Raw genomic sequence first — 26,984 nt, 5'->3', positions numbered from 1 at the left:
CGCCGCTGGATCATCTCGAACCCCTAACCGACACCCGCAAACGCGCGCCGCCCGCGCACGCCAGGCTCAGATATCGCTAGCGCGGTCGCGATAGATCGTCAGGCCCTTCAGCGACCGCGTCGGCGCCGGGAAGAACAGGCTGGCGACGTAGCCGATCACGATGCACAACAGAATCGAGATCGCCAGGTAGAAATACGGGTGCACCATGTCGAACGACCAGATCACCAGGGTCAGCACGATGCTGGCGCCGATGCCGATCGCCACCCCCGGCGAATTGGCGCGGCGGGTGAACATGCCCAGGGTGTAAGCGCCGGCGAAACCGCCGCCGAGCAGGCCGGCCAGCTCGATCGAGACGTCGAACAGCGAGTGGATGTCGAAGCGCGACAACACCAGTGCGGTGGCGATGCCGACCAGGCCCACCACCACGGTCATGATCTCGGCGAAGAACACGCTCTGCTTGGGCGTGCGGTTCTTGGCCAGCTTCTCGTAGAAGTCGACCGAGATCAGGGTCGCGACCGAATTCATGATGCCCGACAGGGTCGCCATGGCGGCGGCGAAGATGCCGGCGATGATCAGCCCGGTCACCCCCACCGGCAGTTCGGCGGCGATGAACATCGGGAAGGTCGCGTCGATCGGCAGCAGCGGGTTCATCCGCTCCGGGTTGGCTTTGTAGTAGACGAACAGGGCCGTGCCGATGGTGTAGAAGATGATGCCGCCGGGAATCATGATGGCCGCGAAGGCCCAGATCGAACGCCCGGCCTCGCGGTCGGACTTGGTCGACAGGGTGCGCTGCATCAACACCTGGTCCTTGGGGAAGGTCAGCACCACCTCGAACAGCACCAGGAAAATGAAGCCCCAGACCGTGGCCTTGGTTAGGTCGAAGCTGAAGTCGAAGGTGTGCATCTTGTTCTCGGCCATCGCCGCCGACCAGAACTCGCCGAAGCCGCCGCGCAGGCTCCAGATCATGAAGCCGATGGCGAAGATCGCGCCGCCCATCTTCACGATCACCTGCACGAAATCGGTCCAGATCACCGCCTTCATGCCGCCCATGGCGGTGTAGACGATGGTGAAGCCGCCCATCAGGATCACGCTCCAGAACACGCTGATGCCGGTGATGGTGGCGATGGCCAGCGCGGGCAGGAACAGGATCACGCTCATGCGGCTGCCGATCTGCACGAACACGCACAAGGCGCTGGCGAGCATGCGGATCGAGGGATGAAAGCGGGTCTCCAGGTAGGAGAACACCGACATCAGGTCCAGGCGCCGCAGCAACGGCACGATCCACACCGCCACGAACATCAGGCCGAACACCGCGATGACGTTGTTGGCCATGTATTGCCAATTGGTCTCGAAGGCCTTGGCCGGGATCGCAATGAAGCTGATCGAGCTGGTATTGGCCGCGTACAGGCTGATGCCGGCGGCCCAGAACGGAATGGTGCGGCCGCCGACGAAGAAGTTGGAAGTCGAGCTGCGCTTCTCGCGCAGGTAGAAGTACAGGCCGATGCCGATCATGCCGGCCAGATAGACCACGATCACCACCCAGTCCAGCCAGTGCAGGCGCAGCTTGCTGGACTGCACCTGGGCGCTGGCGAAAGCGATCTCGCGCCCGTCCGCGCCGGCCTGCGCCCAGATCAAACCGTCGGGCCAGGCCGCCGTGGCGATGCTGTGGGCGGCCTGCGCGCCGGGCAGGGTCGCCCAGCTGGCGGTGATGGTCTGATAGGTGGCGATCTTTGCGGCGGCGCCGGCCTCGGCGCCCTCCTCCACCAGATACAGAATGTGGGCCTGGCCGATGGCGCGGCCGGAGCCGGGCACGACGCGCCCCGGCGCGCGGCTAGCTTCGGTCCAACCCGGCTCCGCCGACCAACGCAGCACGCGGTCGCCGCCGCTGGCGGCCGGCACCACCGCGAACAGGGCCTTGGTCTGCGCGACCAGCGAACTGGCCGCACCGCCGCCCGGCCAGGGCGTCAGCGGCGCCCAATGCGGACGTTCGTCCTCGAACTTCAGCTGCAACAGATGCGCCGTACCGTCGCCGGCGGTGCCCGCGACATAGAAGGCCTCCGCAGACAGGGCCCCGCGCGCATCGCGCAAGGCCAGCGGCAGCGGCGCCAGCGGCCGCAGGACAATCGCGCCGTCGCGCAGGCTCAGCTGCACCACCTGCGTGGCCATGCGCTGCGCGCCCTGCCCCAGCAGCAGATAGGCGCGCTCGCCGTCCTGCACCAGCGACACGACTTCGGACGCCTTCGTCTGCGCAGGCCAAGGCAACGGCGCCCAGGCGCTGGCGCCCTCCTCCAGCGACCACGCGCCGTCGCGCGTGAGCGCGATCGCGCGGCCCTGCACGCGCGCCAGGCCGATCAGCGGCGACTCGGTCTTCAGGCTGGGCAACGGCTGCGCGCGCATCGGCGTCAGCGCTTCGGCGTGCAGCGGGCCGACCACGGCCAGCAGCAACAACATCAACACCGTGCGCCACGACTTCCGCAACGCCGACGCGCCGCTAATCCATCCACGCATCGTCCGCACGCTCATGCACGCCCCTTCGCAGCCAGCAGCGCCTGGGCGCGTTTCAAGAATGGCAGATCGATCATGCGCCCATCGACCACGAACACGCCGCGCTGCGGAGCCCGCGCCGCGGCATCGACGATGCGCTGCGCCGCCGCCAACTCGGCCTCGGTGGCCGCAAAGGCCGCATTGGCCAAGGCGATCTGGCGCGGATGCACGCAGGTCTTGCCGAGGAAACCCAGACGCCGCGCCATCTCCGCTTCGGCGCGATAGCCTTCGTCGTCCTGCAGGTCCGCATAGGCCCCGTCCAAGGCGAACACGCCAGCCTGGGCCGCGCCCATGCGCAGCGCGAACATCGCCGCGTGCACATTGGCGCGATCGCGCCGGTCCACACCCTCGGGTTCGAATAGATCGCCCAGGCCCAGTTGCAGCCCGGCCACACGCGGATGCGCGGCGGCGATCTGCGCCGCCGCGGCGAGCGCACGCGGCGTCTCGATATTGATCAGCAGCCCGATCGGACGTTCGACGCCGTTGCCGGCCTCGGCCGCCTCGATGCGCGCGACTGCCGCATGCAGCGCCTCGGCCGATTCGATCTTGGGCAGGTTGAGCAAGCTCACGCCCGGCCGCGCCACCGCGGCCAGATCGGCCGCGAACCAGGGCGAGTCCGGCGCGTTGACGCGCACGATGCCGAGCTTGGCGCTGGCGGCCAGCGCCTCCGAGGCCACGAACTCAGCCACCGCCGCACGCGCCTCGTCCTTGCGTTCGGGCGCGACCGCGTCTTCCAGGTCGAACGACAGCGCATCGGCCTCTCCGGCCAGCGCCTTGGCGAACAGCTCCGGCCGCGTTCCGGGCACGAACAATTTGCTACGCATGGAACGGCCGAGCCTGGCTGATCTGGGTCATGGCCGGCAGTGTGCGCCAAGGCAAAGATAGCGAGCGCACAGGCCAGGCATGTTCAAACGATAGGTTTTGTTTCGAATTCGGGCGTTCCGCGCCTCCGCAACCTAGCCGGTTGACATACTGTGTAACGCACAGTACTGTGCGCCACATGGTCGACACAGACGCCTTCGGAAAACTGGAACTCGAGCTGCGACGCGGCGTGGTGGTGCTGGCCACGCTGTCGCAGCTGCGAGCCCCGCGCTACGGCTACGAACTGCGCCAAGCCCTGGCCGACAAAGGCATGGCGATCGAGGAAGGCACGCTCTACCCGCTGCTGCGGCGCCTGGAAACCCAGGGCCTGCTGCAGAGCGAATGGCGCACCGAGGACGGGCCGCCGCGCCGCTACTACTCGCTGAATGCGAACGGGCGAAAACTGCTGAGCAAGCTCACCGACTCATGGCAGGGGATGAACGACGCCATGCATCGACTGCTGCGGGAGGAATGAGGAATGAATGCGAACGAAGTGATCGAGTCCTATGTGTCCGACGTGGCCCTGCAGTTGCCGCGCAAGCAACGCAACGACGTGGCCTACGAGCTGCGCGCCCTGATCGGCGAAGGGCTGCAGGACCGCGCCGAAGCCGCGGGGCGCGAGCCCGACTCCGCGATGGCGATCGCGTTCTTGCGCGAGTTCGGACGCCCCGACGAGGTCGCGGCGCGCTACCGCCCCAATCTGAGCATCATCGATCCCGCCGACGCGCATGCCTTCCTGCGCGCTTCGGTGATCGGCCTGCTCATCATCTGGGGCCTGGGGCTGTGGTCCAGCCTGAGCCAACCCATCGACCCCGGCGTCAGCCTGCTCAGCGCCTTCGGCCATCGCTGGGGTTACTGGTGGGGCAGCGTGTTCGTGCCCTCGCTATGGTGGCCCGGCATGCTGGTGACGGGCTACGCCCTCGCCGCCTGGATCCGTCGACGCTGGCCGCAAACCGCGCAGTGGGAACCGCGCTCGGGCGACCGCATCCAGGGCGGCCGCGCCGCCATGGTGCTGGCGCTGGTCGGCATGGCTTGCGGGCTGTACATACTCACCCAACCGACCGTGGTGCTGGATCTGGCCTTCGGCGGCCGCGCCGCGCCGGTGGCCTACCAGGCCCTCACCTACACCGATACCTTCCTGCAGCGCCAAGCGCCCTGGATGTTCGCACTGCTGCTGCTCAACCTGCCCTTCTACGCCACCGTCATGATCCGCGGCCGCTGGTCGCCGGCGCTGCGCCGCATCGAAACGGTGTTCGTCCTGCTGACCTGCGCGGCGATGCTGTGGGTGATCGTGGACGGCCCGGTGATGATGACGCCGACCAGCGATCGCACGGCCAAGGCCTTGATGGCGCTGATAGTCGCGTTCTCGCTGCTCACCACCGCCTTGCTGGCGCTGCGCAAGGTCAAGCCGGCGCCGGATCGGGTGGAGCGGGCATAAAGGTGCTGCGCAAGCGCTGCCTGAATGTTACTCGCGCCGGATAGTCCCACTACACCGAGCGCTGTCCCCACGGCCGATCGCGCCCTAGCGCGCTCGGCCATATTTTTCTTGGCGTTTCGTGCATCGGACCACGGCGATGGCTGCGCAGAGAAACGAGCGGCCATTCAATCGCAACCGCCCGTGCGCACGAATACCAGGTCCTCGTAGTCGTAGCTGAAGTCCGCTTCGGGATCGACCTTGGCCAGGGTCATCGCCCCACCCTGGGGCGCCGCGCCCGTGGCGAAGTCCAGCCAAGCCTCGGCGTCGACGCTATCGTCGTCCCAGTCCACCAGCCAACGCTGTCCCACGCGCTGCACCGTGCCGCTGAGCATCGGCGATTTCCGGGATACGAAGCGAACCCGCCCATCCTGGGCGCATAGCGAAACGCCGCCGAACCAAGGGTCTTGATAGCGACCCAGCCAGCCTTGCATCGCGTCGATGCCGGCCGGCGCGCGCGCGGAAGAGTCGGGCGCTCGTTGCGCAGCCGGCGTTCTCGCGCGCTCGCGCTCCAACGCCCGCGCGTAGTAAGCAACGTCTCGGCCTTGCGAGGGTGCGGCGTAATGCTTGATCAGCACCTGATTCAGCACCGTACGCGCCTCCTCGGCCTCGCCGTTGATCAGGATCACGAAGCCGACGTCGCGCTCCGGCAGCATGGTCACCACCGAGTACATGCCCATCAGGGTGCCGGTGTGCGAGACCTTGAAGCTGCCGTCGACATCGGACAGACGCCAGCCGTAGCCGTAGGCGCTGTAGCGGCTACCATCCCAGTCGCGCTGACGCTGCGAGACCGGCATCGGCATTTGCGGCGCCCACAGCGCGCGCCGCTGCTCGGCCGACAGCCAGGGCGTGGCGGAGGCCTCGGGACGCAACCAGGTGCGGACCCAGCTCAGCATATCGTCGAGGCTGCAGCGCACGCCGCCAGCCGCGGCCATGGTGCTGTTGGCGATCACGGCCCCGTCCTCGCGCACCGGCAGGTTGCGCAGGCCCTCGCGCCGATGCCGCTGGGCGATGTTGCCGACCTCGTCGCGGCGCCATTCGCCGATCCGACAGCGCTTCAATCCCAAGGGTGCGAACACTTCGCGACGCAACAACTCCTCGTAGGGTGCGCCGCCAGCCGCCGCCGCGACTTCGCCGGCGACGATGTACATAAGGTTGTCGTAGTCGTAGCGCGAGCGGAAGCTATGCACTGGCTTCAGGTAACGCAGCCCATGGATCACGTCGGCGCGGCTGAAGCTGTTCGGCTCCGGCCATAGCATCAGGTCGCCCGCGCCCGCGCGCAGGCCGCTGTCGTGGATCAACAGGTCGCGCACCTGCATCTCGCGCGTGACCCAATCGTCGTACATGCGGAACTGCGGCAGGTACTTGGTGACCGGATCGTCCCAACGCAGCTTGCCGGCATCAACCAGACGCGCGAGCAGCGCGGTGGTCATGGACTTGCTGTTGGAGGCGATCTTGAACAGAGTCTCGGGCGTGACCGGCTCGCCGCCGCCGGCGACCAACTCGCCGACGCCGCGTCGGTATACGACCTCGCCGTGCTCGATCACGCCGATGGCCAGACCGGGCAGGCGGTAGCGCACCACCACGTCGTCGACGATGGCATCGATCTCGGGTCTGGGAGCGGGCGCCTCGCGCGCTAACACCGGTGCCGCCGCACCCAGCGCCAGGGTCAGGACGAGCCAGAGATGCTTCATGCGATCCGCCACTCCTGCACCGGACGCCACCGACCGATCATCGCATCGAAGTCGGAACCCCGCACCCATCGCGGAAACGGACGACTCGGCGAATGCCCAAGTAAAAAGGCGGACTGCCGAGGCAGTCCGCCAAGGGGGGTTAAAACGCGACCGAGATGAGGAGCTGGGCGTAACGCGGAGACTGATAATCCGTGCCATCGCCGAAGAACTGATTCGGGCTACCAATACTGTTTTGGGCCTCGCGCACTTCGTTGACCTCGGTCACCCGCTGCTGATTGGTCAGGTTGTACACCGCCAGCTTGGCGTTGAGCTTCGCCCGACCGAACGTCGCGTTGTAAGAGACGCTGGCGCCCAGGGAATAGGTCCAGGGCAGCCGGTCGTATGCGCCGCGGCGGGACAGCCGATAGACGCGCTCATGCGGCTCGAAGTCCGCCGAACAGTTACGCTCACAGATGTAGTGGCTGAGGAACTCGGTGGAGTCGTAAGGGTTGCCGGTACCGAACTCACTGACCGGACGCCCCGACTGGATGTCCAGCGTCGCGCCGACCGACCAGTGGTCGTCGAAGGCGTAGGCCCCGCGGAACTTCAATTGGTGGCGGTGATCGTTGGGCAGGTAACCGTAGCTGCCGATCTCGACGAACGGATTGTCGAAAGCTTCGGTACGACCACTATCTGAGAAGTCGGTGTCTGAATTGACCGGCCCTTCGGCATTGCCCTTGCTGTAGGACAGCGTGTACGAGGCATTGAACGCCCACTTGTCATCCCAGGCGCGGTCGATCATGAACTCCAGGGCGCGGTAGGTACGCTTGGCCTTGCCCCAACCACGCTGCCCGACCAGATTCCCGTCGTCGTCATACAAGGCCCAGCCTTCCTTCGAGGTATCGATGGTGACGAAGGCATCGTTGACGCCATCGCAGGTCGGGTCGGTGTCCGTGAAGAAGGTCAGGTTCTTGCCGGGATTGCCCATCACGAAGGTGTCGATTTCGCAATGCCCGTTATGGGTGATCTGCATATCGTCGATGGCTTCGTGCAGCCGACGGTAGATGCCGCGCACGCCCCAGGACCAGTTGTCGCCGAACATCGACTGGAAGCCGAGGATAGCCTCGTCCTGGTAGACCGGATCCATGTTCCGATCGACTTCGCCGCTCAAGTCGCCGACCTGGCCATTGCCCTGCGAATCGTCCACCCCTCCGATCTGCGGGCCCAGGATCGGATCCGGATAAACCTGTCCGGTGGCCGGGTTGGTGAAGGTCCCAAAGCCGTTGAACTCGTAGAACGTACGCGCATCCAGGAACGGACCGGCTTGCTTGATGTTGATGACGTTGGCCACGGGCAGGAAATAGCGCCCCAGGTTGCCGTACAGCTTGGTGCGGCCGTCGCCGTTCATATCCCACGAGAAGCCGAAGCGCGGCGCCACCATATCGTCCATCTTGATGTAGCTGCGACCGGCGGCGTCTTTGTTGTCGAACGCCTCCCAACGCACGCCCAGGTTCAGCACGAGATTCGGCGTGACCGACCAGTTGTCCTCGATGTAGTACGCCTCGTTCTCGGTTTCGAATGTACCTTGATTGGCGACTTGACGCGTGCGTACGTACGCACCCAAGCCGTCTCGCACCCGAACGCCGTTCACACGCCTACTGCTCGGCACCGCGCTGACCTCGTAGCGCAGACCATTGCCTGGGTAACGGCTGGAGTAGTCGGAGGTATTGTTCTCGTGGTCGGCGCCGAAGCGCAGATAATGATCGCCGAGCGACCACTCGAAATCCAAGCGCATGGCCTTGCGCTTGTCGTTTCGATCGATCACGGCGGTATTGCTGGAGCAGCCTATGAAACTCGATCCGACGCGGCGGTCCTGGATGAGGTTGCACGCGGCATCGTTCAGGCTGTTGACCGAGGCGACGCGCTCATTCTCGCCATACATCGCCTTGACCGACAGATCGTTGGTCAAATAGCCGGTATAGGTCAGGGCCCAGTTATCGCCACCGTTCTTCTCGAAGGTACGGTTTTCGCGCCCGGACAGGCGCTTCCCGGTGACCGGATCGAACACGTAGTTGTCCTCGACCGTCTCGCTTTTGTCCGAAAACGCCAACAGTTCCAACAGATTCTTATCGTTGATCTGCCAATCCAGCTTGGCGCCCCAGAAATCGTTGTCGCCGCTCTCGATGAACAGGTTTCTGCCGCCGTCGTCCGTGCTCTGGTTGTCCAGGTCGCGCTTCTCGTAGATGCCGAAGAAGAACAAGCGATCCTGGATCAGAGCGCCCGAGCCCCATACCGCATAGTTGTTCTGCTCGTTATCGTCGTATTTGGCGACGCGCCCCGGATGATTCTTGGCATCCGATTGCGCCAGATTGTCGAACAGCAAATCCACGCCGCCATGGAACTCGTTGGAACCTTTGCGGGTCACGGCATTGATCACACCGCCCGTGGTACGCCCGAATTCCACCGAATAGCCGCCGGTCTTGACCTGGAACTCCTGCAGAAACGAGAACGGCATCGAGGAGAAGCCGACACGGTTGTAGAAGTCGGTGACGTTGAGGCCGTTGATGTACACGGAGTTCTCGGCCACGGACGACCCACCGAAGGACACGCCGCCGAACTCGCCGCGGTTGACTCCCGGCGCTAGCGTGGCGACGTCCGTGATATCCCGCGGCACGGGCAGCCGCGCCATCTCTTCGCGCGTTACGTTGGTAGCCGACTCCGTAGAAGACACATCGACCGGACTGATCCCCCGCGTCCCCACCACCTGCACCGCCGCCAGATCCGTCGCCGCCTGCGAGCCGGCGTTGACGTTGGTCGTGGTGCCCAGGGACACCGTCACCGGCGTCGGCTCGCCGGCCGCGCCGTCGATGCTGGTCTGCAGGGTGTACTGGCCGACCGGCAGGAACGGAAAGCGGTAGTTGCCTTGTTCGTCGGCCTTGACCGTGCGGGTGAAGCCGGTGTCCGGGCTGCGGATGGTGACTTCGGCGCCGGGCGTGGTGCGGCCCGCCAGCGAGCCGTCGTTGTTGGCCGCCAGCGCGCCCATGGAGAGCGAGCCGAAGCAGAGCCCCATCGCGACGCAGAGCGCGGTCTTCCTCATCGTTGTTGCGCGCATGTTTCCGTTTCCCCTAGAGCATGGCCGTGTGGTGAGCTGCCGCTACGGCGCGTGGCCGGGCAGCGGCAGTACTTGTGCTTTGAAGCGGTAGTCCCACTGGTCGAAGTAGAGGTTGCCCCCGGCCCACTCCACTTCGCCGCGCTGCGAATCCACGGTTTCCGAACGGAAGTGCCGTTTCGCCGGGACCAGCTCGGTCCCGTAGTCGTCGTTGAACGCGATGCGGTAGGCATCGAGTCCGCCGAAATAGAACCACTCGACGCCGGGATCCTTGGCGTCCTGGAAGCGTCCCGTGGTGACGTCCATCGGGACCCAGCCGTAGGGCGCCAGATACAGCCAGCCCCAGTCGTGAAGGTTGTCGTAGTCGCCGTCGGAATAAACCATGCCCGACTGCCAGCGCGCGGGTATGCCGTTCAAGCGCAGCAGGGCCATCAGCAGCAAAGTCTGCTGCCCGCAATCGGCATGGCCGGCATGCAGGGCGTAATCGCTGATGTTGGACAGCGTCGAGTATTCCCGCGCGCCGGCCCAGGGAATGCGGTCGACCGCGGCGTAGAGCTTTTTCGCGATGCGCGCGGGATTGGTCTCGTCGCCGACGACCTCGCGCGAGTAGCGGCGCAGCGCGTCGGTGTAGACGATGTGCGGCGCGCGCTCGCCCAGGTAGGGCGCGAGCTCGGGGCGCTCGCCCAGCGCCTGCACGCGCTCCGGATCGATGCGGTGCACCTGGCCGTAGACGGTGAGCTCGTAGCTGATCGAGAACGTGGTCGGCTGGCCGGCCTGCGCGGCTTGTTCCAGATAGATCGTGCGCTGTTGCGCGGACTCGGGCGCGATGCGGTGCGCGGCGGGCGCGCTGGACAGGAAGACCAGATCCTCCTGTTGGCCGGGGCGCAGACGCGGATACGGGATCCAGGCGCGCACGGTCTCGCCGGCCGGCACCGCGTCGGCGTTCACCACGATGGACTGGGTCACGCGCACGCGGCGGGGGGCGACGCTGCTCTTGCCGGTCGCGCGCGCTTCGCGCAGCGCCTCCTCGTGATAAGCGTTGGCCTGTTCCATCGGTCCGCCGCCAGGCTTGCGCGGCGGCCGACGGCGCGCATCGGCGGCGGGATCGAGCAGGAACAAGTTGGAGACGGCGCGGCTGAAGTAGTAGGACTGGCCGTCGATATCCAGATGCTCGAGCCGGTTGCTGCGCTTCCAGGCCTGGAACTCTTCCTCGCGCAGGTCCGGCACCAGCTCGCTCAATTTGCGTCGCGCTTCGGTCTCGCCGAGTGGAAAGTCCAGGCGGATGCGACGCATGCGCTCGCGTTGGAATTCCAGCGCCGCGCGCTCGTCGGCGCTCAGATTAGGACGCGCGAGCGCTGCGTCTATGCTCGCGTGGGCGTCGAGAAAGCGGCTGTCATCGATCAGGGCGACGATATCGGCGGGGCCACGGTCGTAACCGGCGTAGGCCGCAGGCAGCGCGAGCAGCAGGCCCGATAGGCACAGGCTGCGCACACCCAGGCACATGGTGCGTGCCGGCGACGTCGCCGAAGCTAGCGGAAGCACGGAAGTTTCCACGTCGCAGCCAGACCATCCGAGGACCCAGTCACGGCTGTGTAACATGGCCGGACGGGCTGGTCAATAATTTATTCTTGACAAATTCTCGTTGTGAAGTATGTATTCCCACTGAGCCGGTCGCGACGACCGCCCGGCGCTAGCGAGGGGACGCGATGATCGAAACGGTCTGGCCATATCTGGCGGTGGTCCTGCTGGCGGCCGGCCTGTTTCCGTCGCTGGAGCGGCGCTACGGCTGGCGCCTGTTCTCGGTGCTGCCGCCGATCGTGCTGACCTATCTGCTGGTGACCGCGTTGGCGGTGGCCGGCCTGTGGCAGGGTACGGCCGAAATTGCGGCGGCCCAACGCCATCTCACCACGCAACTGCTGCCGGCCCTGCTGTTCCTGCTGATGGTCGGCTGCGACCTACGCGCGATTCTGGCGTTGGGCCCACGCATGCTGGCGGTCTTCGCCTGCGCGATGGCCAGCATCCTGGTCGCGATCGTGCTGGCCTATCTGATCTTCCGCAACGCCCTGCCCGCAGACGGCTGGAAGATGCTGGCTGCGCTCAGCGCGACCTGGACCGGCGGCTCGGCCAATCTGGTCGCGGTCAAGCAATCGATCGGCTTGCCCGACAACCTGCTGCCGCCGGTGCTGCTGGCCGACGCGCTGTGCTATTCGGTGTGGGTGGTGCTGCTGTTCTCGGCCGTGCGCTTCGCGCCCCGATTCAATCGTTGGACGCGCGCCGACGAGCGTGCGCTGCCCATGGCCGCCGCGCCGCTCGCCCATGGAGCGACCAGCGCCGGCGGCGTGCTGCTGTGGCTGGGCATCGCCCTGCTGGTCGGCAACGGCGCGATGGCGCTGGCCGCGCAACTGCCCACGCAGGGCTTCCTCACCGGCACCGCCTGGACGGTCTTGATCGCGACCGTCGCCGGGCTGGCGCTCGCGCGCACGCCGCTGGCGCGCTCGCCGGTGCCCGCGCCGCTGGCCGGCGCATTGCTGGCCTGCCTGGTCGCGGTGCTGGCCTCGCAGAGCAATTTTGCCGGCATGTCGGCCGCGCCGCTGTTCCTGCTGGTCGGCTTCACCGTGCTGGTGCTGCATGTCGCCCTGTTCGCGCTGGCCGCGCGCGCGTTCCGCTTCGATCTGTACTTGTGCGGGATCTCCTCGCTGGCGCAGATAGGCGGTATGGCGACCGCGCCGGTGCTGGCGGCGACGTACTCGCGCGCGCTGGTGCCTGCGGCGGTGCTGTTGGCGATGCTGGGCCTGGTGCTGGGCACCGGCATCGGACTGTTCATGGCCGGCGTGCTGTCCGGCCTTTCGCCCACGGGAGTCTGATCCGATGCGTGCGCTCCTCGTCCTGCTCGTCGCGGCCGGCCTCTATGGCGCCGCGCCGCCGTCGCTCGCGGCGGCGTCGCCCGCCGCGCTAACCATTCCCGCCCACGGTGTAATCGGCGTGGAGGAACGTCAATTGAATGCGGATTACTGGATCCAGCGGCAGGCGCGCGCGGACCGCGTGGTCCTCGACGCGAAGGCGATCGGCGAGCAGAACGCCAGGCTGCGCGAGCTCGACCCCTCGGTGCACGATCTGGAAGGCCTGCCGGCGACGGTCTCGCGTCAGCAGATCCGCGACTGGATCGCCTCCGTATCGGAGCGGCCGCCCCAGGCGCTGTACGACGACCGCGGCCAGTCCATCGCCGCCCAGGTGCTGGACGGCCTGCAGACTGCGCTGAATCTGGACGCGATTCCGCAACAGCAGGCCCTGCGTTACGGCCTGATCGTGCACCGCGCCGATCTGCGCGCATTCCCGACACCGCTGCGGGTCTTCAATTCGCCCGACGATCACGACATCGACCGCTTTCAGGAAAGCGGACTGTTCCCCGGCGACCCGGTCGCGATCACCCACGAGAGCCGCGACCGCCAATGGTGGTTCGTGGTCAGCCCGCTCTACACGGCCTGGATCGAGAAGCGCTACGTCGCCGAGGGCGAGGCCGCGGCGGTGTTCGGCTACGGTCGGCGCACGCCGCAGCTGATCGTCACCGGCGCGACCGCGCGCACCGTGTACACGCCCGAGCAGCCCAAACTATCGCAGCTGCAGCTGGACATGGGCGTGCGCGTGCCGCTGCTGGCCGACTGGCCGGCCGACCGCCCGGTCAACGGCCAGCACCCCTACACCGCGCACGTGATCGAACTGCCGCTGCGCGGCGACGACGGCCGCCTGAGCTTCGCCCCGGCGCTGCTGCCCAAGACCCAGGACACCACCGCACAGTACCTGCCACTGACCAAGGCCAACCTGTTGCGCCAGGGTTTCAAGTTCCTCGGCGAGCGCTACGGCTGGGGCCATTCCTACAACGCGCGCGACTGCAGCGGCTTCGTCTCGGACGTCTACCGCAGCTTCGGCGTGACCCTGCCGCGCAATACCCGCGACCAGGCAGTGAGCCCGGCACTGAATCGCATCGCCTTCAGCGAGCAGGACGACCGCGCCGCGCGCATGAAGGTGGTGCGCGAGCTGCAGGTCGGCGACCTGATCTATATCCCCGGCCACGTGATGATGGTGATCGGCGACCGCGACGGCGAACCCTATGTGATCCACGACACCACCGGCATCAGTTACCGCGACGGCGAGGGCCGCATGGCCCGTGCCCACCTCAACGGGGTATCGGTATCGCCGCTGACGCCGCTGCTGTTCGACGAGGCCCACAGCTACGTCGACCGCATCACCAGCATCCAGCGCATCCGCCCCTGAGCGCCCCACTACCACGAAGCGATCGGAGCTCCATGAAAATCACCGACATCCGGTTCGGCATGCTGCGCGTCCCACTCAAGACGCCGTTCAAGACCGCCCTGCGCACCGTCGACACGGTCGAGGACATCGTCGTCTCCGTGCACACCGACAGCGGCCAGATCGGCTACGGTGAGGCCGCGGCCACCGCAGTGATCACCGGCGACACTCACGGCTCCATCGTCGAGGCGATCCGCAAGTTCATCGCGCCGCGCCTGATCGGCGAGGACATCGCCGACCTCAACCGCCTGACCCAGCTGGTCCAGGGCGCGCTGGAGAAGAACACCAGCGCCAAGGCCGCGGTCGAGATCGCGCTCTACGACCTGTGGGGCCAGCTCTACGGCGCCCCCCTGTACAAGATGCTGGGCGGCGGCGACCCGGTCATCGCCACCGACATCACCATCAGCGTCGACTACATCGACAAGATGGTGGCCGATTCGATGAGCGCGGTGGAGCGCGGCTTCGAGTCGCTCAAGATCAAGGTCGGCAAGGACATCGGCGTCGACATCGAGCGGGTCAAGGCGATCTACGCCGCGGTCGAGGGCCGCGCCCTGCTGCGCCTGGACGCCAACCAGGGCTGGACCGCCAAGCAGGCGGTGTACGCGATCCAGCAGCTCGAGGACGCCGGCGTGCGCCTGGAGCTGGTCGAGCAGCCGGTCAAGGCGCAGGATCTGGACGGCATGAAGTACGTGACCGAGCGCGTGCATACTCCGATCATGGCCGACGAGAGCGTGTTCGGCCCCACCGAGGTCATCGATCTGATCCGCATGCGCGCCGCCGACATCATCAATATCAAGCTGATGAAGACCGGCGGTATCTCCAACGCCATCCGCATCGCCGACATCGCCGCCCTGTACGGGGTGGAATGCATGATCGGCTGCATGATCGAAACCAGCATCAGCGTCGCCGCGGCCGTGCACGTGGCGGTGGCCAAGGCCAACGTGATCACCAAGGTGGACCTGGACGGGCCTTCCCTGTGCGCGTTCAATCCGGTCGATGGCGGGGTGATCTTCAACGAGTCGGAGATCTCGGTCACCGACGCGCCCGGCCTGGGCATCCGCGAGATCCGCGGCCTCGAACCCCTGCCCGGCTGAGCACAGGACCGCCCCGCACATGTCGCCGCTGTTGAAAATCCGGGCCGAACGCGACCGCATGTCGGCGATCGAACGCCGCATCGGCGATTTCCTGCTCGACAACGCCCACCTGCTGCGCGACTACTCCTCGCAGCAACTGGCCAACGCGCTGGGCATCAGCCAGTCCAGCGTGGTCAAGTTCAGCCAGAAGCTCGGCTTCAAGGGCTACCCCGACCTCAAGTACTCCATCGGCGAAGCGGTCGCGCGCGGCAACGGCAACGGCGAGGAACATGCGCCTACCGCCACCGCGGCCGACGACCCGCATACCGCGCTGGCCGAGGACCTGTGGCATCTCAAGGCCCTGGCCGAGGCCGAGACCCGCCTGATCAACCCGGCCGAGCGCATCGACGCGATCGCCGCGGCGATCGAGCGCGCCGGCAAGGTCTACATCATCGGCCTGGGCGAGGACGGTATCCCGGCGCGCGCCTTCGCCACCCGGCTGTCGATGCTGGGCATCGTCACCGTGCACTACGTCGATGCGATGCTGATGCAGGCCGGCATCTCCAGCGCGGCGGCCGGCGACGTGCTGCTGCTGTTCTCCGAACACGGCCGCCAGCCGGCGCTGTGCCAGATCGGCCGGCGCTTCCGCGAACGCGTGGGCCAGGTCATCACCGTGACCCGCCACACCCCCAACCCGTTGCGCGCGCACGCCGACACCGCCCTGGTGGTGTCAGCGCACGACGAGCGCCGGCATATCGAGCCGCTGCTGTACCAGTCGGCGCTGCAGCATCTGCTGGACCTGATCTTCGTGCTGCTGTGCGACGCCCACGAGGGCCGGCGCCGCCAGCTCGACCTCAACCTCGAGCGCATGCAGGATCTGCTCGACAGCTGACGCCAACCCGAGGCCGCATGCGCATCCCGTTCCGTATCGCTCTGCTGATGCCCACCCTGCTCTTGCTGGCCGCCTGCGCCAGCGCTCCGGGCACGAACGCACCCTCGCCCTGGGGCAACGCGCGCCAGCTGGTGCTGGTGACCACCGACGGCTGGGACGCCAGCGCCGGGCGCCTACGCCGCTACGAACGCGACGGCGGCGATTGGCGCGAAGTCGGCGCGGCCACGCCAGTCACGGTCGGGCGTAACGGCAGCGCCTGGGGCCTGGGGCTGCACCCCGCCCAGTCCGACGGACCGCAGAAGCGCGAAGGCGACGGGCGCGCGCCGGCCGGCGTGTTCGCGCTGGGCACCGCGTTCGGTTACGGCGCGAGCGCGGCGACGCCCATGCCCTATCAGGCCATGGGCGCCGACGACTATTGCATCGACGTCAACGCCTCGCCGCTGTACAACCGCATCGTCGACGCCGGCACGGTCGGCCGCGACGCGGTCGCCGAGTCCACCGAGCCCATGCGCCGCGACCTGCATGCCGGCGGCGACCAGCGCTACCGGTTGGGCCTGGTGATCGAGCACAACCCGCAGCGCCTGAGCGGCGCCGGCAGCTGCATCTTCGCCCACCTGTGGAAGGCGCCCGGCGAGCCCACCGCGGGCTGCACGGCGATGGCCGATCCCGCCATGGAGGCCTTGCTGGCCTGGCTGCGCCCGCAGCAACGTCCGGTGTTCGTGCTGCTGCCGCAGGCGGAACTGCGCCGGCTGCGGCAGGATTGGCATCTGCCCGCGCCCTAGCCCAATCTGGGTCCACGCCCCTCCGGAGTCGCCGTCCGCATGTCGATGACCGCCCGCGTCCTGTTCGCCCTGATCGCCGGTGCCGCCGCCGGTCTGATCCTGGTCGCCTTGGCGCCCGAGGCCGCGCACGGCGCCGCGGCGGTGATGCAGCCGATCGGCAAGCTCTGGCTCAACGCCCTGCAGATGACGGTGGTGCCGCTGGTGGTGTCGCTGGTAGTGATCGGCGTGACCTCAGCCACCGACGCGGCCGCGTCCGGCCGCACGGCGCGGCGCGCGATGGTGGTGTTCATCGTGCTGCTCAGCCTGGGCGCAGCCTTCGCCGCGATCGCCGCGCCCGCGCTGCTATCGCTGCTGCCGCGCGACGAGGCGTTGGTGCAGGCCTTCCGCACCGCCACCTCGACCCCCACGGTCGCGCCGCCGGCGCTGGGCGATTGGCTGACCGCGATGATCCCCAGCAACGTGATCGCCGCCGCCGCGGCCAGCGCGATGCTGCCGCTGGTGGTGTTCGCGCTGTTCTTCGGCTTCGCCCTGACCCGGATCGAGCCGGCTCGGCGCGCGCGCCTGGTCGAACTGTTCCAGGCCATCGCCGACACCATGATCGTGATCGTGCGCTGGCTGCTGTGGATCGCACCGCTGGGCGTGTTCGCGCTGATGTTCGCGGTCTGCGCCCATGTCGGCGTGGGCATGCTGGGCGCGGTCGGCTACTACATCGTGCTGCAGTGCAGCCTGTACATCTCGGTGACCCTGATGTTGTACCTGGTCGCGGCCGCGGCCGGCACGCCGCTGCGGCGCTTCGCCGCCGGGGTGCTGCCGGCGCAGACCATCGCCGCGAGCACGCAGTCCTCGCTGGCGTCGTTGCCGGCGATGGTCGACAGCGCCCGCGTGCGCCTGGGCTATCCCTTGGAGATCGCTTCGCTGGTGTTGCCGATGGCAGTGTCGCTGTTCCGCATGACCAGTCCGATCCAGTACATCGGCGTGACCGCCTTCGTGGCCTGGATCTACGGCGTCGACCTGAGCGCGGCGCAGCTGGCCGGCTGCGCCGCGCTGGCGGTGGTGATCAGCCTGGGGTCGGTGGGCCTGCCCGGGCAGGTCAGCTTCATGGCGACCAATATGCCGGTGGTACAGGCCGCCGGCCTGCCGGTGGAACCGATGGGCCTGCTGCTGGCGGTCGACACCATCCCCGACGTGTTCGCGACCTTGGGCAACGTCACCGGCGACCTCGCCGCGACCGGCGTGGTGGCCGGTCGCGAGCGGACGGCGAGCGCGGACGACGGCACCGCCTGAGCGCCAGGACACGGCCATGCGCGCCAGGCGCCATTAGTAGATGACGAGGCCCGTAGCGCTTTGAAGCCTTAGCCGATCCGCATCGAGAGCTCGACGTCGTCGGCGAAAGCGATGGACAGATAGCGCGATACCGGCGAACGCACATACGCCAGATATTCGGGGCTGCAGTCGGGGCTGTAGTCGGCGTTGTCGGCCACGATCAGGGCGCCCGACCGCAAGCGGGATTCCACCCGCGCCAGCAAGTCGATGGCATCGGGCAGATCCGAACCCAGGGTCCGCATGCGTTTCCGGCGCGCACTTCCACCAGATCCAGCAGCCCGCCCTCGGCGAGGTAAGGTCTGACGGACAGACTCCTATTCGTTCTCTGCCAACGCCCACCACGATGCCATTAGCGACATCCCCATGAGGGTCAGCAGCATGATCACGGCCGCCGAGGAAAGACTCCCGCGCATCCAATCCTGCCAGCCAGCACGGATCAAGGGCGTGGACGAAAGGCTCCAGAGGCACGCGCCAAGTCCCGCCAATATGCCGAGCGGCAACTGCCAACGGCGTGCGTGCCGACGTGCGGGCAATTGCCGCATGACGCGATCGCTAAAGCCGGCATCGGCGACGGGGCCATCGAAATGTTGGCGCAGCAGCGCATCGATGGATGAATCATGCGGGTCGTTCATGAGAGTTGCCTCTTGTTCTCGGATCCTTGCCAGATTGACAGCCACTTTTGCAGCTTTGCCTTGCCGCGCGTCGCGTGGGTTTTCACCGTGCCGAGCGGCATGTCCAGCACGTAGACAGCTTCTTCGTGACTCAACCCCAATTGCACGCAATGCAATAGCACGGCCTGCTCGGCAGGGGACAGGCGCTGCATCGCACGCTCTATATCTACTTGCAGGTCGACGGTCTGGGCGGGGGCTGCCAGCGCTTCGTGCTCGCCGCCATCGGCATCTTCGAGTGTCCCCGCCTTCTTTCGACTGGCCTGCAGAAAGCAGGTGTACGCGATGCGGTAAAGCCAGGTGGAAAAACGCGCGTCGCCGCGAAATTGGTCGAGTTTTCGCCATGCCAACAGAAACGTCTCCTGCGCCAGGTCGTCGGCACCAGCTTCGTCGCCGTGCAGCAGGCGCCGCAATTGCGCGCGCACCATGCCCTGATGACGCCGCACCAGTTGCTCGAACGCGCGGCCCTCGTTGCCGAGCAGAACTCGTGCAACGAGGGCCTGATCTATGCGCGCTTCCGCGTCGTGATCAGGCATGCTTGTCGTCGCGGCGATTCAGCCACCAGCTGGCGAGGTAGCCGAACCCGGTGAGCAACGGCAACAGGCCAATCCCCCACAGTTCGCCGATCCCTCGCCCGTTTTCGTAGTGTCCCGGCAAGGCGGCGAACATGGCGATGATGCCCAGGCCGATACTGATCAGCACCAGGGCCCGTCGCCGTTCGCAGAACGCCGCGCGCGGCTCGATCAACAGCTCCACCGGCGGCGTCACGCCCTTGTCCGCCAGATGCATCACGACGTTGTAGCGCGCCTGCGCCTGCTGATAGCGATAGCGCAGGACGATCAGCACGATGGCGATCGGCGCAAGTCCCAGCACGAAGAGAATGATGAATTCGGGTTGCATAAGGGTTCTCTCGGTAGTTTGTCTAGGTTAATGACGAAAGCGACTCATTCATACCGCATGCCTTCGGCCGGTTCGCCGCGCAGGATCCTGCGGGTGGACAGRTAGGTGGCCATGCCCACCAGCAGSGTGATCGTGATCGCCACGCCCAGCCCGATCGCCACCGGCACCACGGTCCCCAGCCCGGCCAGACGCGAGAGCAGGAACAGCCCCGCCCCRCCGATCAGCGTCGCGAGCACCAGGCCCACCGCCAGACGCCGCGCGCCCTGGCGCAGGAACAAGCGCAGGATCGATCCGTCGCTTGCGCCGATCGCGCGNCCGATCAGCGTCGCGAGCACCAGGCCCACCGCCAGACGCCGCGCGCCCTGGCGCAGGAACAAGCGCAGGATCGATCCGTCGCTTGCGCCGATCGCGCGGCGCAGCCCCACCTCCTGCCTGCGCAGGATCACTTCGTTGCTGCACAGGCCGTAGATGCCGGTCAGCGCCAGCAAYAGCGCGAACAGACCGCTGTACACGAACAGCTTCGCCAGACTSCGGCTCAGSGCCACCGTGCGGTCGCGCAGCGCCGTGTAGCGATCCACCGCCACCCCGGGCGCCGCATTGGCCTGCCACGCCAGGTTCAGCAGCGTTGCGCGCGCCGACGGCTCGTCGCCGCGGTAACGCACCAGATARCGCGCACTGACCGGCGCCGCCTGGGCGAACGGCAGGTAGATCGCCGTCACCGCACGCGCATCCGCCTGCATCAGCTGGCTGTCGTCCAGCACATCGCTGACCACGCCCACCACGACCCGCTGCTCGCGCGCCTTRCCCTTCGCATCGAACAACTGGATCGACCGGCCGATCGGCGAGCYGCCCGGCCAGTAACGCTCGGCCAGCGTCTTGCTCACCAGCGCCGAWCGGCTGCCGTCGCTGCCGTCGCGGGAGTCGAAGTAGCGTCCATCGAGCAGTCGCGCACCCAGCGATACCGGCGCATCCGAACTCAGCCGCACCGTCGCCTCCGGGTAATCGCCCGCCACCGGATAGTTCATGCCATCCACCCCGAAGCGCCGACTGGCCGCGCCACTCCACAGCATCGCCCCCTCGACGTCCGACTGCGCACGGATGCTCGCCAGCAGGCGCTCGTGGTACTGCGCCTTGCTGGCCGGCGTGCCGTCGCTGCCCTTGGGCGCGGCCACGTCCAGCGCCAGCAGCCGCTCGCCATCGATGCCCGTGTCCAGGTTCGACGTGCGCCAGGCCACGAAGGTCAATGCGCTGCCGACCGCCATCACCACCGATATCAGCACGATCTGCACCGTCAGCAGCAACCGCGACAGCCGACCGCTCAAGCGTCCGCGTGCGCCGCGCGTTCCGTCGCGCAGCAAGGTCGTGCACGGCACGCGCAGCACCCGCCAGGTCGGCAGGATCGACACCACGCACACGGCGAACAGCACGAACSCGAACGTCATCAGCACCGACTGCGCGTCCACGCCCCAGCTCGCCCAGAACGGCAGACGGTCGCTCCACCCRTGCAGGAACTGGTCGGTCGCYTTCAGCCAGTACGCGATCAGCAGCAGGGCCAGCCCGCCGCCCACCACGCAGATCAGCAGGCTCTCCAGCATCATCTGCCACAGCAGCCGGCCGCGCGGCGCACCGATCGCCATCCGCACCGCAATCTCCTTCAACCGCTCCTGCGTGCGCGCCAGCAGCATGTTGCCCACGTTCACGCACGACAGCAGCATGATGAAGCCGGCCAGCAGGTTCAGCACCGCGAACATCACGTTGCCCGCGCCGCCCCCGGCCAGACTCATCTGGAAGGTTTCCAGCGCCATCGCGTTGTACTCGTACGGCTTGCCGTCCACGCGACGATGCCGCTGGCGCAGGCCGGTCAACAGGTCCGTCAGCTCCGCCGACGCCGACGCCCGCGTCGCACCCGGGCGCAGCCGGGCATACGCGCCCACTTCGCTGGAGGCCGCCTCGTTCACCGGCTGCGACTCCTGCTGCGGCATCGGCAGCCACAACCGCGACCAYACCGGGAAGGTCACACCCGCCGGCATCACACCGACCACACGTACCGGCTTGCGGTTGACGTGGATGACCCGACCCACGATGTCCGGCGARCCGGCGAAGGCCGACTGCCACAGCGCATGGCTGACGATCGCCACCGGCTCGGCGCCGCCGATCGTATCGGCCGGCAGGAAGCTGCGRCCCAACTGCGGCTGCACCCCGATAAAGCCGAACATGTCCCACTGACCGTACGTGGCTGGCACCATCTGGCTCAGCTCACGATCGCTCACTTCCACGTCGGTGTCGCTGTAGACCCCGATCGCTTCCAGTTCCTTCACCTGCGGCGCGATCTGCGCCAGCTCGTAGGCATCCAGCGTCTGCGTCGGCAGACCGCCCGAACGACCCTCCAGGCGCATCACCCGATCCCCGTCGGTAATCGGCAGGTCCTTGTACAGCGCGGTGTTCAGCAAACCAAAGGTGTACAGACTCACCGCCAGACCGCCGGCCAACACCAGGATCGTGGTCAGGGTGAACACCGGGGTCTTGCGCAACAGGCGCAGCGCGTATTTCACATCCGTCCAGTACGACATCGTCCGCTCCTCAGCCGACCGTCCGCAACGCGGCGTGCTGCGACCGGTCGGCCACAATGCGTCCGTCGAACAGCTCGATCTGGCGCGGACAGCGCGCCGCCGTCTCCGGGTTGTGCGTCACCATGCAGATGGTCGCGCCGTCCTGGTGCAGGCCGTCCAGCAGCTCGATCACCGCCTCGGCGTTCTTCGAGTCCAGGTTGCCGGTCGGTTCGTCCGCCAGGATCAGCGACGGACGCCCCGCCACCGCACGCGCGACCGCCACGCGCTGCTGCTGGCCGCCCGACAGCTGCGCCGGGAAGTGCTGCGCGCGATGGGTCATGTCCACACGCGCCAGCGCCTGCGCCACCCACTGCGCGCGCTCGGCCTTGCCCAGGTCCGTCCGGTACGTCAGCGGCAGACCCACGTTCTCTTCCACCGTCAGGTCGCTGATCAGGTGGAAGGCCTGGAACACGAAGCCGATCTCGCGGTTACGGATCGCCGCCCGCTGGTCGCGGCCCAGCGCCGACACGTCGTGGCCGTTGAGCGTGTAGCTACCCGCGTCCCAGGTATCCAGCAGGCCCAGCAGCGACAGCAGCGTCGACTTGCCCGAGCCGGACGGGCCGGACAGGGCCACGTACTCGCCCTTCCCCACCCGCAGGGAGATGTCGTCGAGCGCCCGGGTCTCGACCTTCTCGGTGAGAAAGGATTTGCGGATCGCCGACAGTTCGATCAGGGTTTCGCCGTTCATAACGCGTTTCACTCCTTGGATACCCGCTCGCAGGCGGGTGCGTGATGGTTGAAAAATGAAAGGAGGGGGATAGGGCTACTTCAGCAAGACCCGGCTGTGCTCGCCCCACGCCGATACATCGGAAACCACGATCTGGTCGCCGGCCTTCAGCGTGCCGAGCACCTCGATGTCGCGCGTGGACACCAGCCCGAAATCCACCAGCGTGCGCACCGCCGTGTCGCCTTCCACGCGGTAGACCGCCGCCTGTCCGTGCCCCTGCGCCAACGGCGGCCGGCTGACGAACAGCGCGTTGGGTTTGCGCGCGATCTCGATCACCCCTTCCACGCTCTGGTTGGCGCGCAGGCTCGCCGGCACGGAACCGTCCAGCTTCACCTCCACCTTCACCATCCCGTCGGTCACCGCCGGATCGATGCGCGTCACCCGGCCCGGCACCACGTTGCCGCGCGTGTCGATGCGCACCGCCTGATTGACCCGCACATCCCGCGCCTGGTAGTCCTGCACGTCCAGCAACGCCACCAGGTTGTCGTACGGCGCGATCCGACCGATCTCGTCCCCGCTCACCACCTGCTGGCCCAGCTTCAGGGCCATCTGCCCCACCACACCGTCGATCGGTGCGCGCACCGACAGGTCGGCGATCTGCTGGCGAAGAATGTCCAGCGTGTTGCCCATCTTGTTCAGCCGCGCCGTGTCCGCYTCCCGCTGCGCGCTCAGGCGCTGCTGCATCATCCGMACGCGCTCCTGCGCCGCCACGATGCGCAGCTTCTGCTGCTCCACCCCACGCTGCGTCTGCTCGTAGGTCAGCTTCGACACGATGCCGTCGGCTTGCAGCTTGGCCTCGGAGGCCTCGCGCAGGGACAGCACCTTCARCTCCGACTGCGCGATCCGTGCGTCCGTCTGCAGGTCSACCAGCTCYGCCTGCATGCTGGCGATGTTGGCCTGCTGCTCCTTCTTCTGCGCCGCCAGCTCCCACTCGCTCTCCGACAGCTGCTCGTGMAGCTTCGGGTTGGCCAGGCTCGCCAGGATGTCGCCCTTCTTCACCGCCGCGCCGGCTTCCACCGCGATGCGTTCCACCTGGCCCTCGACCTTCGCGCCCAGGAACTGCATGTGCTTGGACGTAAGTTCGCCCACACCGNTTCACCGCCGCGCCGGCTTCCACCGCGATGCGTTCCACCTGGCCCTCGACCTTCGCGCCCAGGAACTGCATGTGCTTGGACGTAAGTTCGCCCACACCGCGCACCTGCACCAGGAACTCGCCTTGCTTCACCTTCGCCAGCACCACCCGGTCGCGCGACGCCAGCTGGTCGGCACGTCCCAGCACGCTCATCGCCGCCACCACCACCACCGCCGCACCCACCGACACCAGCAGCCACCGCCGGTGGCGACGCCACCAGGGGGCTACCGGCTGACTTTCTCTAAGTATGTCCACATATCCTCCTCGGCTACCGCCGTCGCCACTCCCCAGCGGCACACGGCGGTGCAATATCCCAACAGCGATTCAGTTCAAGTCGAGCACGATTTCGATTTACCTAGTGCGCGAAACCCTCCGACCCGTCGATGTAGCGACGCCACGCTTGCCAGATGGCTTCCGACAGTTCATCCGCATGTGCTGCGCCAAGCATGCTGCGATGATCTCCCCCTACCGAGGACACCACCGGTTTCTGCTCGCAATATTCCCAGCAGGCATGCAGGCGCTTGCGCTCCGGCATCGTTTTGATTTTGCCGTCGCGCGCGTAAATGACTTCCACCGCGCCGCGGAAACGACCCGACGGTTTGTATCGCTCGTAAATGGCGGATTGGGCGTCGAACAGTTTTTTCAGACGCTTGTCCGTGCTCAGGACGCGCTTCAACTCCGGATCCGTCGTCCTGAACAACTGCCACGGAAGCACCAGCAGGTTATCGATCAGCATCAGCTGCACACGATGCCCGGATGCCTCCAGCGCACGTGCCAGCTCGAATGCCACCGAACCGCCGTAGGAATGTCCGCCCAGCACGATCGGCCCCTCCGGAAGTCCGTTCTCGCGCATGGCCGAAAGATTCATCTCGACGATGTCTTCCATCCGCGTGCATGGCTTCTGACCTTCTTCCAGTCCCTGCGCTTCCAGGACGTGCACATTCATGCGCCCATCGAGCGACTGCGCCAGATCCCAGAACGAAGCGGCCGTCATGGCAAGACCGGGCACCAGATAGAGCGTGGGTTTTCCAGGCGTCTTCTTGAACTGAACCAGCGGACTCCAGGTACGAGTAGAGACGTGCGTCGTCATCCGCGCAGCGAGTGCGGACAGCGTCGAATGCAGGAAAATCTCGCGCAAAGCCAGTTCGATGCCGAGCCGCTCGCGCACCTGCGAGGTCATCTGCACCACCAGCAGCGAGTGGCCGCCCAGTTCGAAGAAGTGATCGTGGCGACCCACCTGTTCGACCTTCAGCAGCGACCGCCATATCTCCGCCAGCCCCTGTTCGATCTCGCCCTGCGGCGCCTCGTACCCGCGCTGCATGATCGAGCTGCCGTCCGGCGCGGGTAGCGCCTTGCGATCCAGCTTGCCGTTCGGCGTCAGCGGGAATGCGTCGAGCACCATGAAGGCGCTCGGCACCATGTACTCGGGCAACTGCGTTTGCAGCGCTTCGCGCAACTGCACCGCCGTCGGCTCCGCTGCCGCCGCTGACACCACATACGCCACCAGCCGCTTGTCGCCCGGCTCGTCCTCGCGCGCCAGCACCACCGCCTCGCGCACGCCGGCGCACCCCGCCAGCCGGGCCTCGATCTCGCCCAGCTCGATGCGGAAGCCGCGGATCTTCACCTGGAAATCGTTGCGCCCCAGGTACTCGATGTTGCCGTCCGGCAGCCAGCGGCCGAGGTCGCCGGTCTTGTACATGCGCGCCTGCGGGTCGGCACTGAACGGATCGCGTACGAAACGCTCGGCCGTCAACGCCGGCTGGTTCAGATAGCCGCGTGCCACGCCATCGCCGCCGATGTAGAGCTCGCCCGCCACGCCCACCGGCACCGGCTCGCCCTGCGCATCCAGGATGTACACCTGGGTGTTGGCGATGATGTAGAGCTCGCCCGCCACGCCCACCGGCACCGGCTCGCCCTGCGCATCCAGGATGTACACCTGGGTGTTGGCGATCGGTCGGCCAATCAGCACCGGTCCCGCATGGCTGCGGTCCATCCGCACCCAGGTCGAGTACGTGGTGGTCTCGCTGGGACCGTACAGGTTCACCACCTCTTCGGCAGACGTGCCGGCAAACAGCTGCGCCACCAGCGCCGGCTTCAAAGCCTCGCCGGCGAGGTTGATCGTGCGTACCGTATCCGGCACGCACCGAGAACGCAGCAACGCGTCGATACCGGAGGGCACCGTGTTGATCAGCGTCATCGTGTCCTGGGCGGTCACCGCCAGCACATCCGGGCGCAGGCCCACCGTGGCCCCGCACGACAGCGGCACGAACAACTCGAACACCGCCAGGTCGAAATTGGTGGAGGTGGCAAACAGGGTGTGGCTCAGCTCGGCCGCCGTGAAACTGGCCTGCGCCCAGGCCAACAAGTTGAGCGTGTTGGCATGCTCGATCGCCACGCCCTTGGGCGTGCCGGTGGAACCGGAGGTGTAGATCACATAGGCCAGGTGACGCGAGCTCAGGCCCTGCCGTCGTGCGTCGAGGTTGTCGACCGGATGGCTCGCCAGCGTGGCTGGCGCCTGGTCCAACCACAGCACGGGCACGTCGCCGGCGGGCAGATGCCCGTCCAGGCGCGTGGTCGAGAGCAGCAGCCGGGGCGCGCTGTCCTGCAGGATGAAGGCCAGCCGTTCGGCCGGATAGGCTGGGTCCAGCGACACGTAGGCGCCGCCGGCCTTGAGGATGCCCAGCAGGCCGACCACCAGGTCGAAGCTGCGTTCGCAGCAGATCGCCACGCGATCATCCGGCCGCACCCCGCGCGCGATCAGCTCGTGCGCCAACTGGTTCGCGCGCGCGTTCAACTCGCCGTACGTCAGATGGTGGTCTTCGTAAACCACCGCCACCGCATCCGGCTGCGCGGTCGCCTGCCGCTCGAACAGTTCGTGGATCAGCGCATCCTTCGGATAGTCGGTCGCC

At 67.0% G+C, this 26,984-nt stretch carries 20 protein-coding genes; 8 read left to right on the top strand and 12 right to left on the bottom strand.

The annotated features are described in order from the left end of the window. Window positions 1-66: 66 nt before the first annotated feature. On the bottom strand, window positions 67-2,508 hold the full coding sequence (locus tag ASD69_RS17550) for a sodium:solute symporter (protein ID WP_056181920.1): 2,442 nt from the start codon (window positions 2,506-2,508) through the stop codon (window positions 67-69). Between the two features lie 11 nt (window positions 2,509-2,519). Further along, window positions 2,520-3,368 (bottom strand): CoA ester lyase, encoded by an 849-nt coding sequence (locus ASD69_RS17545; protein WP_056181400.1) that lies wholly within the window; start codon window positions 3,366-3,368, stop codon window positions 2,520-2,522. Between the two features lie 176 nt (window positions 3,369-3,544). Between ASD69_RS17545 and ASD69_RS17540 the strand changes: the two genes are divergently transcribed. Further along, complete coding sequence (locus ASD69_RS17540) at window positions 3,545-3,880, top strand: helix-turn-helix transcriptional regulator (RefSeq protein ID WP_056181397.1); 336 nt, start codon at window positions 3,545-3,547, stop codon at window positions 3,878-3,880. Window positions 3,881-3,883: 3 nt separating this feature from the next. Continuing rightward, on the top strand, window positions 3,884-4,843 hold the full coding sequence (locus ASD69_RS17535; RefSeq protein ID WP_056181394.1) for a hypothetical protein: 960 nt from the start codon (window positions 3,884-3,886) through the stop codon (window positions 4,841-4,843). Window positions 4,844-5,007: 164 nt separating this feature from the next. Here the strand turns inward: ASD69_RS17535 and ASD69_RS17530 are convergent, their stop codons facing one another. From ASD69_RS17530 to ASD69_RS17520, 3 genes are all read right to left on the bottom strand, one after another. Continuing rightward, window positions 5,008-6,573 (bottom strand): serine hydrolase, encoded by a 1,566-nt coding sequence (locus tag ASD69_RS17530; protein ID WP_082576599.1) that lies wholly within the window; start codon window positions 6,571-6,573, stop codon window positions 5,008-5,010. Between the two features lie 139 nt (window positions 6,574-6,712). Then, a complete protein-coding gene (locus ASD69_RS17525; RefSeq protein WP_056181391.1) occupies window positions 6,713-9,664 on the bottom strand; it encodes a TonB-dependent receptor in 2,952 nt (983 codons plus the stop codon). Between the two features lie 42 nt (window positions 9,665-9,706). Further along, window positions 9,707-11,164, bottom strand: a complete 1,458-nt coding sequence (locus tag ASD69_RS17520; RefSeq protein ID WP_056181388.1) for a transglutaminase-like domain-containing protein — start codon at window positions 11,162-11,164, stop codon at window positions 9,707-9,709. 203 nt (window positions 11,165-11,367) lie between these two features. On the opposite strand from ASD69_RS17520, the gene ASD69_RS17515 reads away from it, so the two are divergent. The 6 genes from ASD69_RS17515 to ASD69_RS17490 are packed head-to-tail and all read left to right on the top strand — an operon-like array spanning window position 11,368 to window position 18,000. Then, on the top strand, window positions 11,368-12,525 hold the full coding sequence (locus tag ASD69_RS17515; RefSeq protein WP_056181385.1) for a DUF819 family protein: 1,158 nt from the start codon (window positions 11,368-11,370) through the stop codon (window positions 12,523-12,525). A gap of 4 nt (window positions 12,526-12,529) precedes the next feature. After that, window positions 12,530-13,933: an SH3 domain-containing protein gene (locus ASD69_RS17510; protein WP_056181382.1), complete on the top strand. Its 1,404-nt coding sequence runs from the start codon at window positions 12,530-12,532 to the stop codon at window positions 13,931-13,933. Between the two features lie 32 nt (window positions 13,934-13,965). Next, complete coding sequence (locus ASD69_RS17505) at window positions 13,966-15,063, top strand: dipeptide epimerase (protein ID WP_056181377.1); 1,098 nt, start codon at window positions 13,966-13,968, stop codon at window positions 15,061-15,063. 19 nt (window positions 15,064-15,082) lie between these two features. After that, entirely contained in the window at window positions 15,083-15,934 is an 852-nt protein-coding gene (locus ASD69_RS17500; protein ID WP_056181374.1) for a MurR/RpiR family transcriptional regulator, read from the top strand. Between the two features lie 17 nt (window positions 15,935-15,951). Then, a complete protein-coding gene (locus ASD69_RS17495) occupies window positions 15,952-16,716 on the top strand; it encodes a hypothetical protein (protein WP_056181370.1) in 765 nt (254 codons plus the stop codon). Window positions 16,717-16,755: 39 nt separating this feature from the next. Continuing rightward, the gene (locus ASD69_RS17490; RefSeq protein WP_056181367.1) at window positions 16,756-18,000 is read left to right on the top strand and encodes a cation:dicarboxylase symporter family transporter; all 1,245 of its coding nucleotides are present in this window, start codon (window positions 16,756-16,758) and stop codon (window positions 17,998-18,000) included. Window positions 18,001-18,068: 68 nt separating this feature from the next. Here the strand turns inward: ASD69_RS17490 and ASD69_RS17485 are convergent, their stop codons facing one another. The 7 genes from ASD69_RS17485 to ASD69_RS22270 form a co-directional block, all read right to left on the bottom strand. Further along, window positions 18,069-18,281: a hypothetical protein gene (locus ASD69_RS17485; protein ID WP_056181363.1), complete on the bottom strand. Its 213-nt coding sequence runs from the start codon at window positions 18,279-18,281 to the stop codon at window positions 18,069-18,071. Window positions 18,282-18,353: 72 nt separating this feature from the next. Further along, entirely contained in the window at window positions 18,354-18,671 is a 318-nt protein-coding gene (locus ASD69_RS17480) for a hypothetical protein (protein WP_056181360.1), read from the bottom strand. Next, the gene (locus tag ASD69_RS17475; RefSeq protein WP_056181357.1) at window positions 18,668-19,243 is read right to left on the bottom strand and encodes an RNA polymerase sigma factor; all 576 of its coding nucleotides are present in this window, start codon (window positions 19,241-19,243) and stop codon (window positions 18,668-18,670) included. The genes ASD69_RS17480 and ASD69_RS17475 overlap by 4 nt, the downstream gene beginning before the upstream one ends. After that, window positions 19,236-19,607 carry a DUF6249 domain-containing protein gene (locus ASD69_RS17470; protein WP_056181354.1) on the bottom strand — a complete coding sequence of 124 codons (372 nt, stop codon included), beginning with the start codon at window positions 19,605-19,607 and terminating at the stop codon, window positions 19,236-19,238. Before ASD69_RS17470 ends, ASD69_RS17475 begins: the two co-directional genes overlap by 8 nt. Before the next feature lie 2,580 nt (window positions 19,608-22,187). Next, window positions 22,188-22,904, bottom strand: coding sequence for an ABC transporter ATP-binding protein (locus ASD69_RS17460; protein WP_056181349.1), 717 nt, complete (start codon window positions 22,902-22,904; stop codon window positions 22,188-22,190). 75 nt (window positions 22,905-22,979) lie between these two features. Further along, the gene (locus ASD69_RS17455) at window positions 22,980-24,008 is read right to left on the bottom strand and encodes an HlyD family efflux transporter periplasmic adaptor subunit (RefSeq protein WP_056181347.1); all 1,029 of its coding nucleotides are present in this window, start codon (window positions 24,006-24,008) and stop codon (window positions 22,980-22,982) included. Window positions 24,009-24,430: 422 nt separating this feature from the next. After that, on the bottom strand, window positions 24,431-26,984 hold a 2,554-nt coding region (locus ASD69_RS22270; RefSeq protein ID WP_162250670.1), incomplete at its 5' end, for an alpha/beta fold hydrolase.

The sequence above is a fragment of the Lysobacter sp. Root604 genome, assembly GCF_001427505.1.
Classification (GTDB): domain Bacteria; phylum Pseudomonadota; class Gammaproteobacteria; order Xanthomonadales; family Xanthomonadaceae; genus Lysobacter.
Note: the sequence above shows the minus strand (reverse complement) of the source record. Positions and strands in the feature narration are given on the sequence as shown.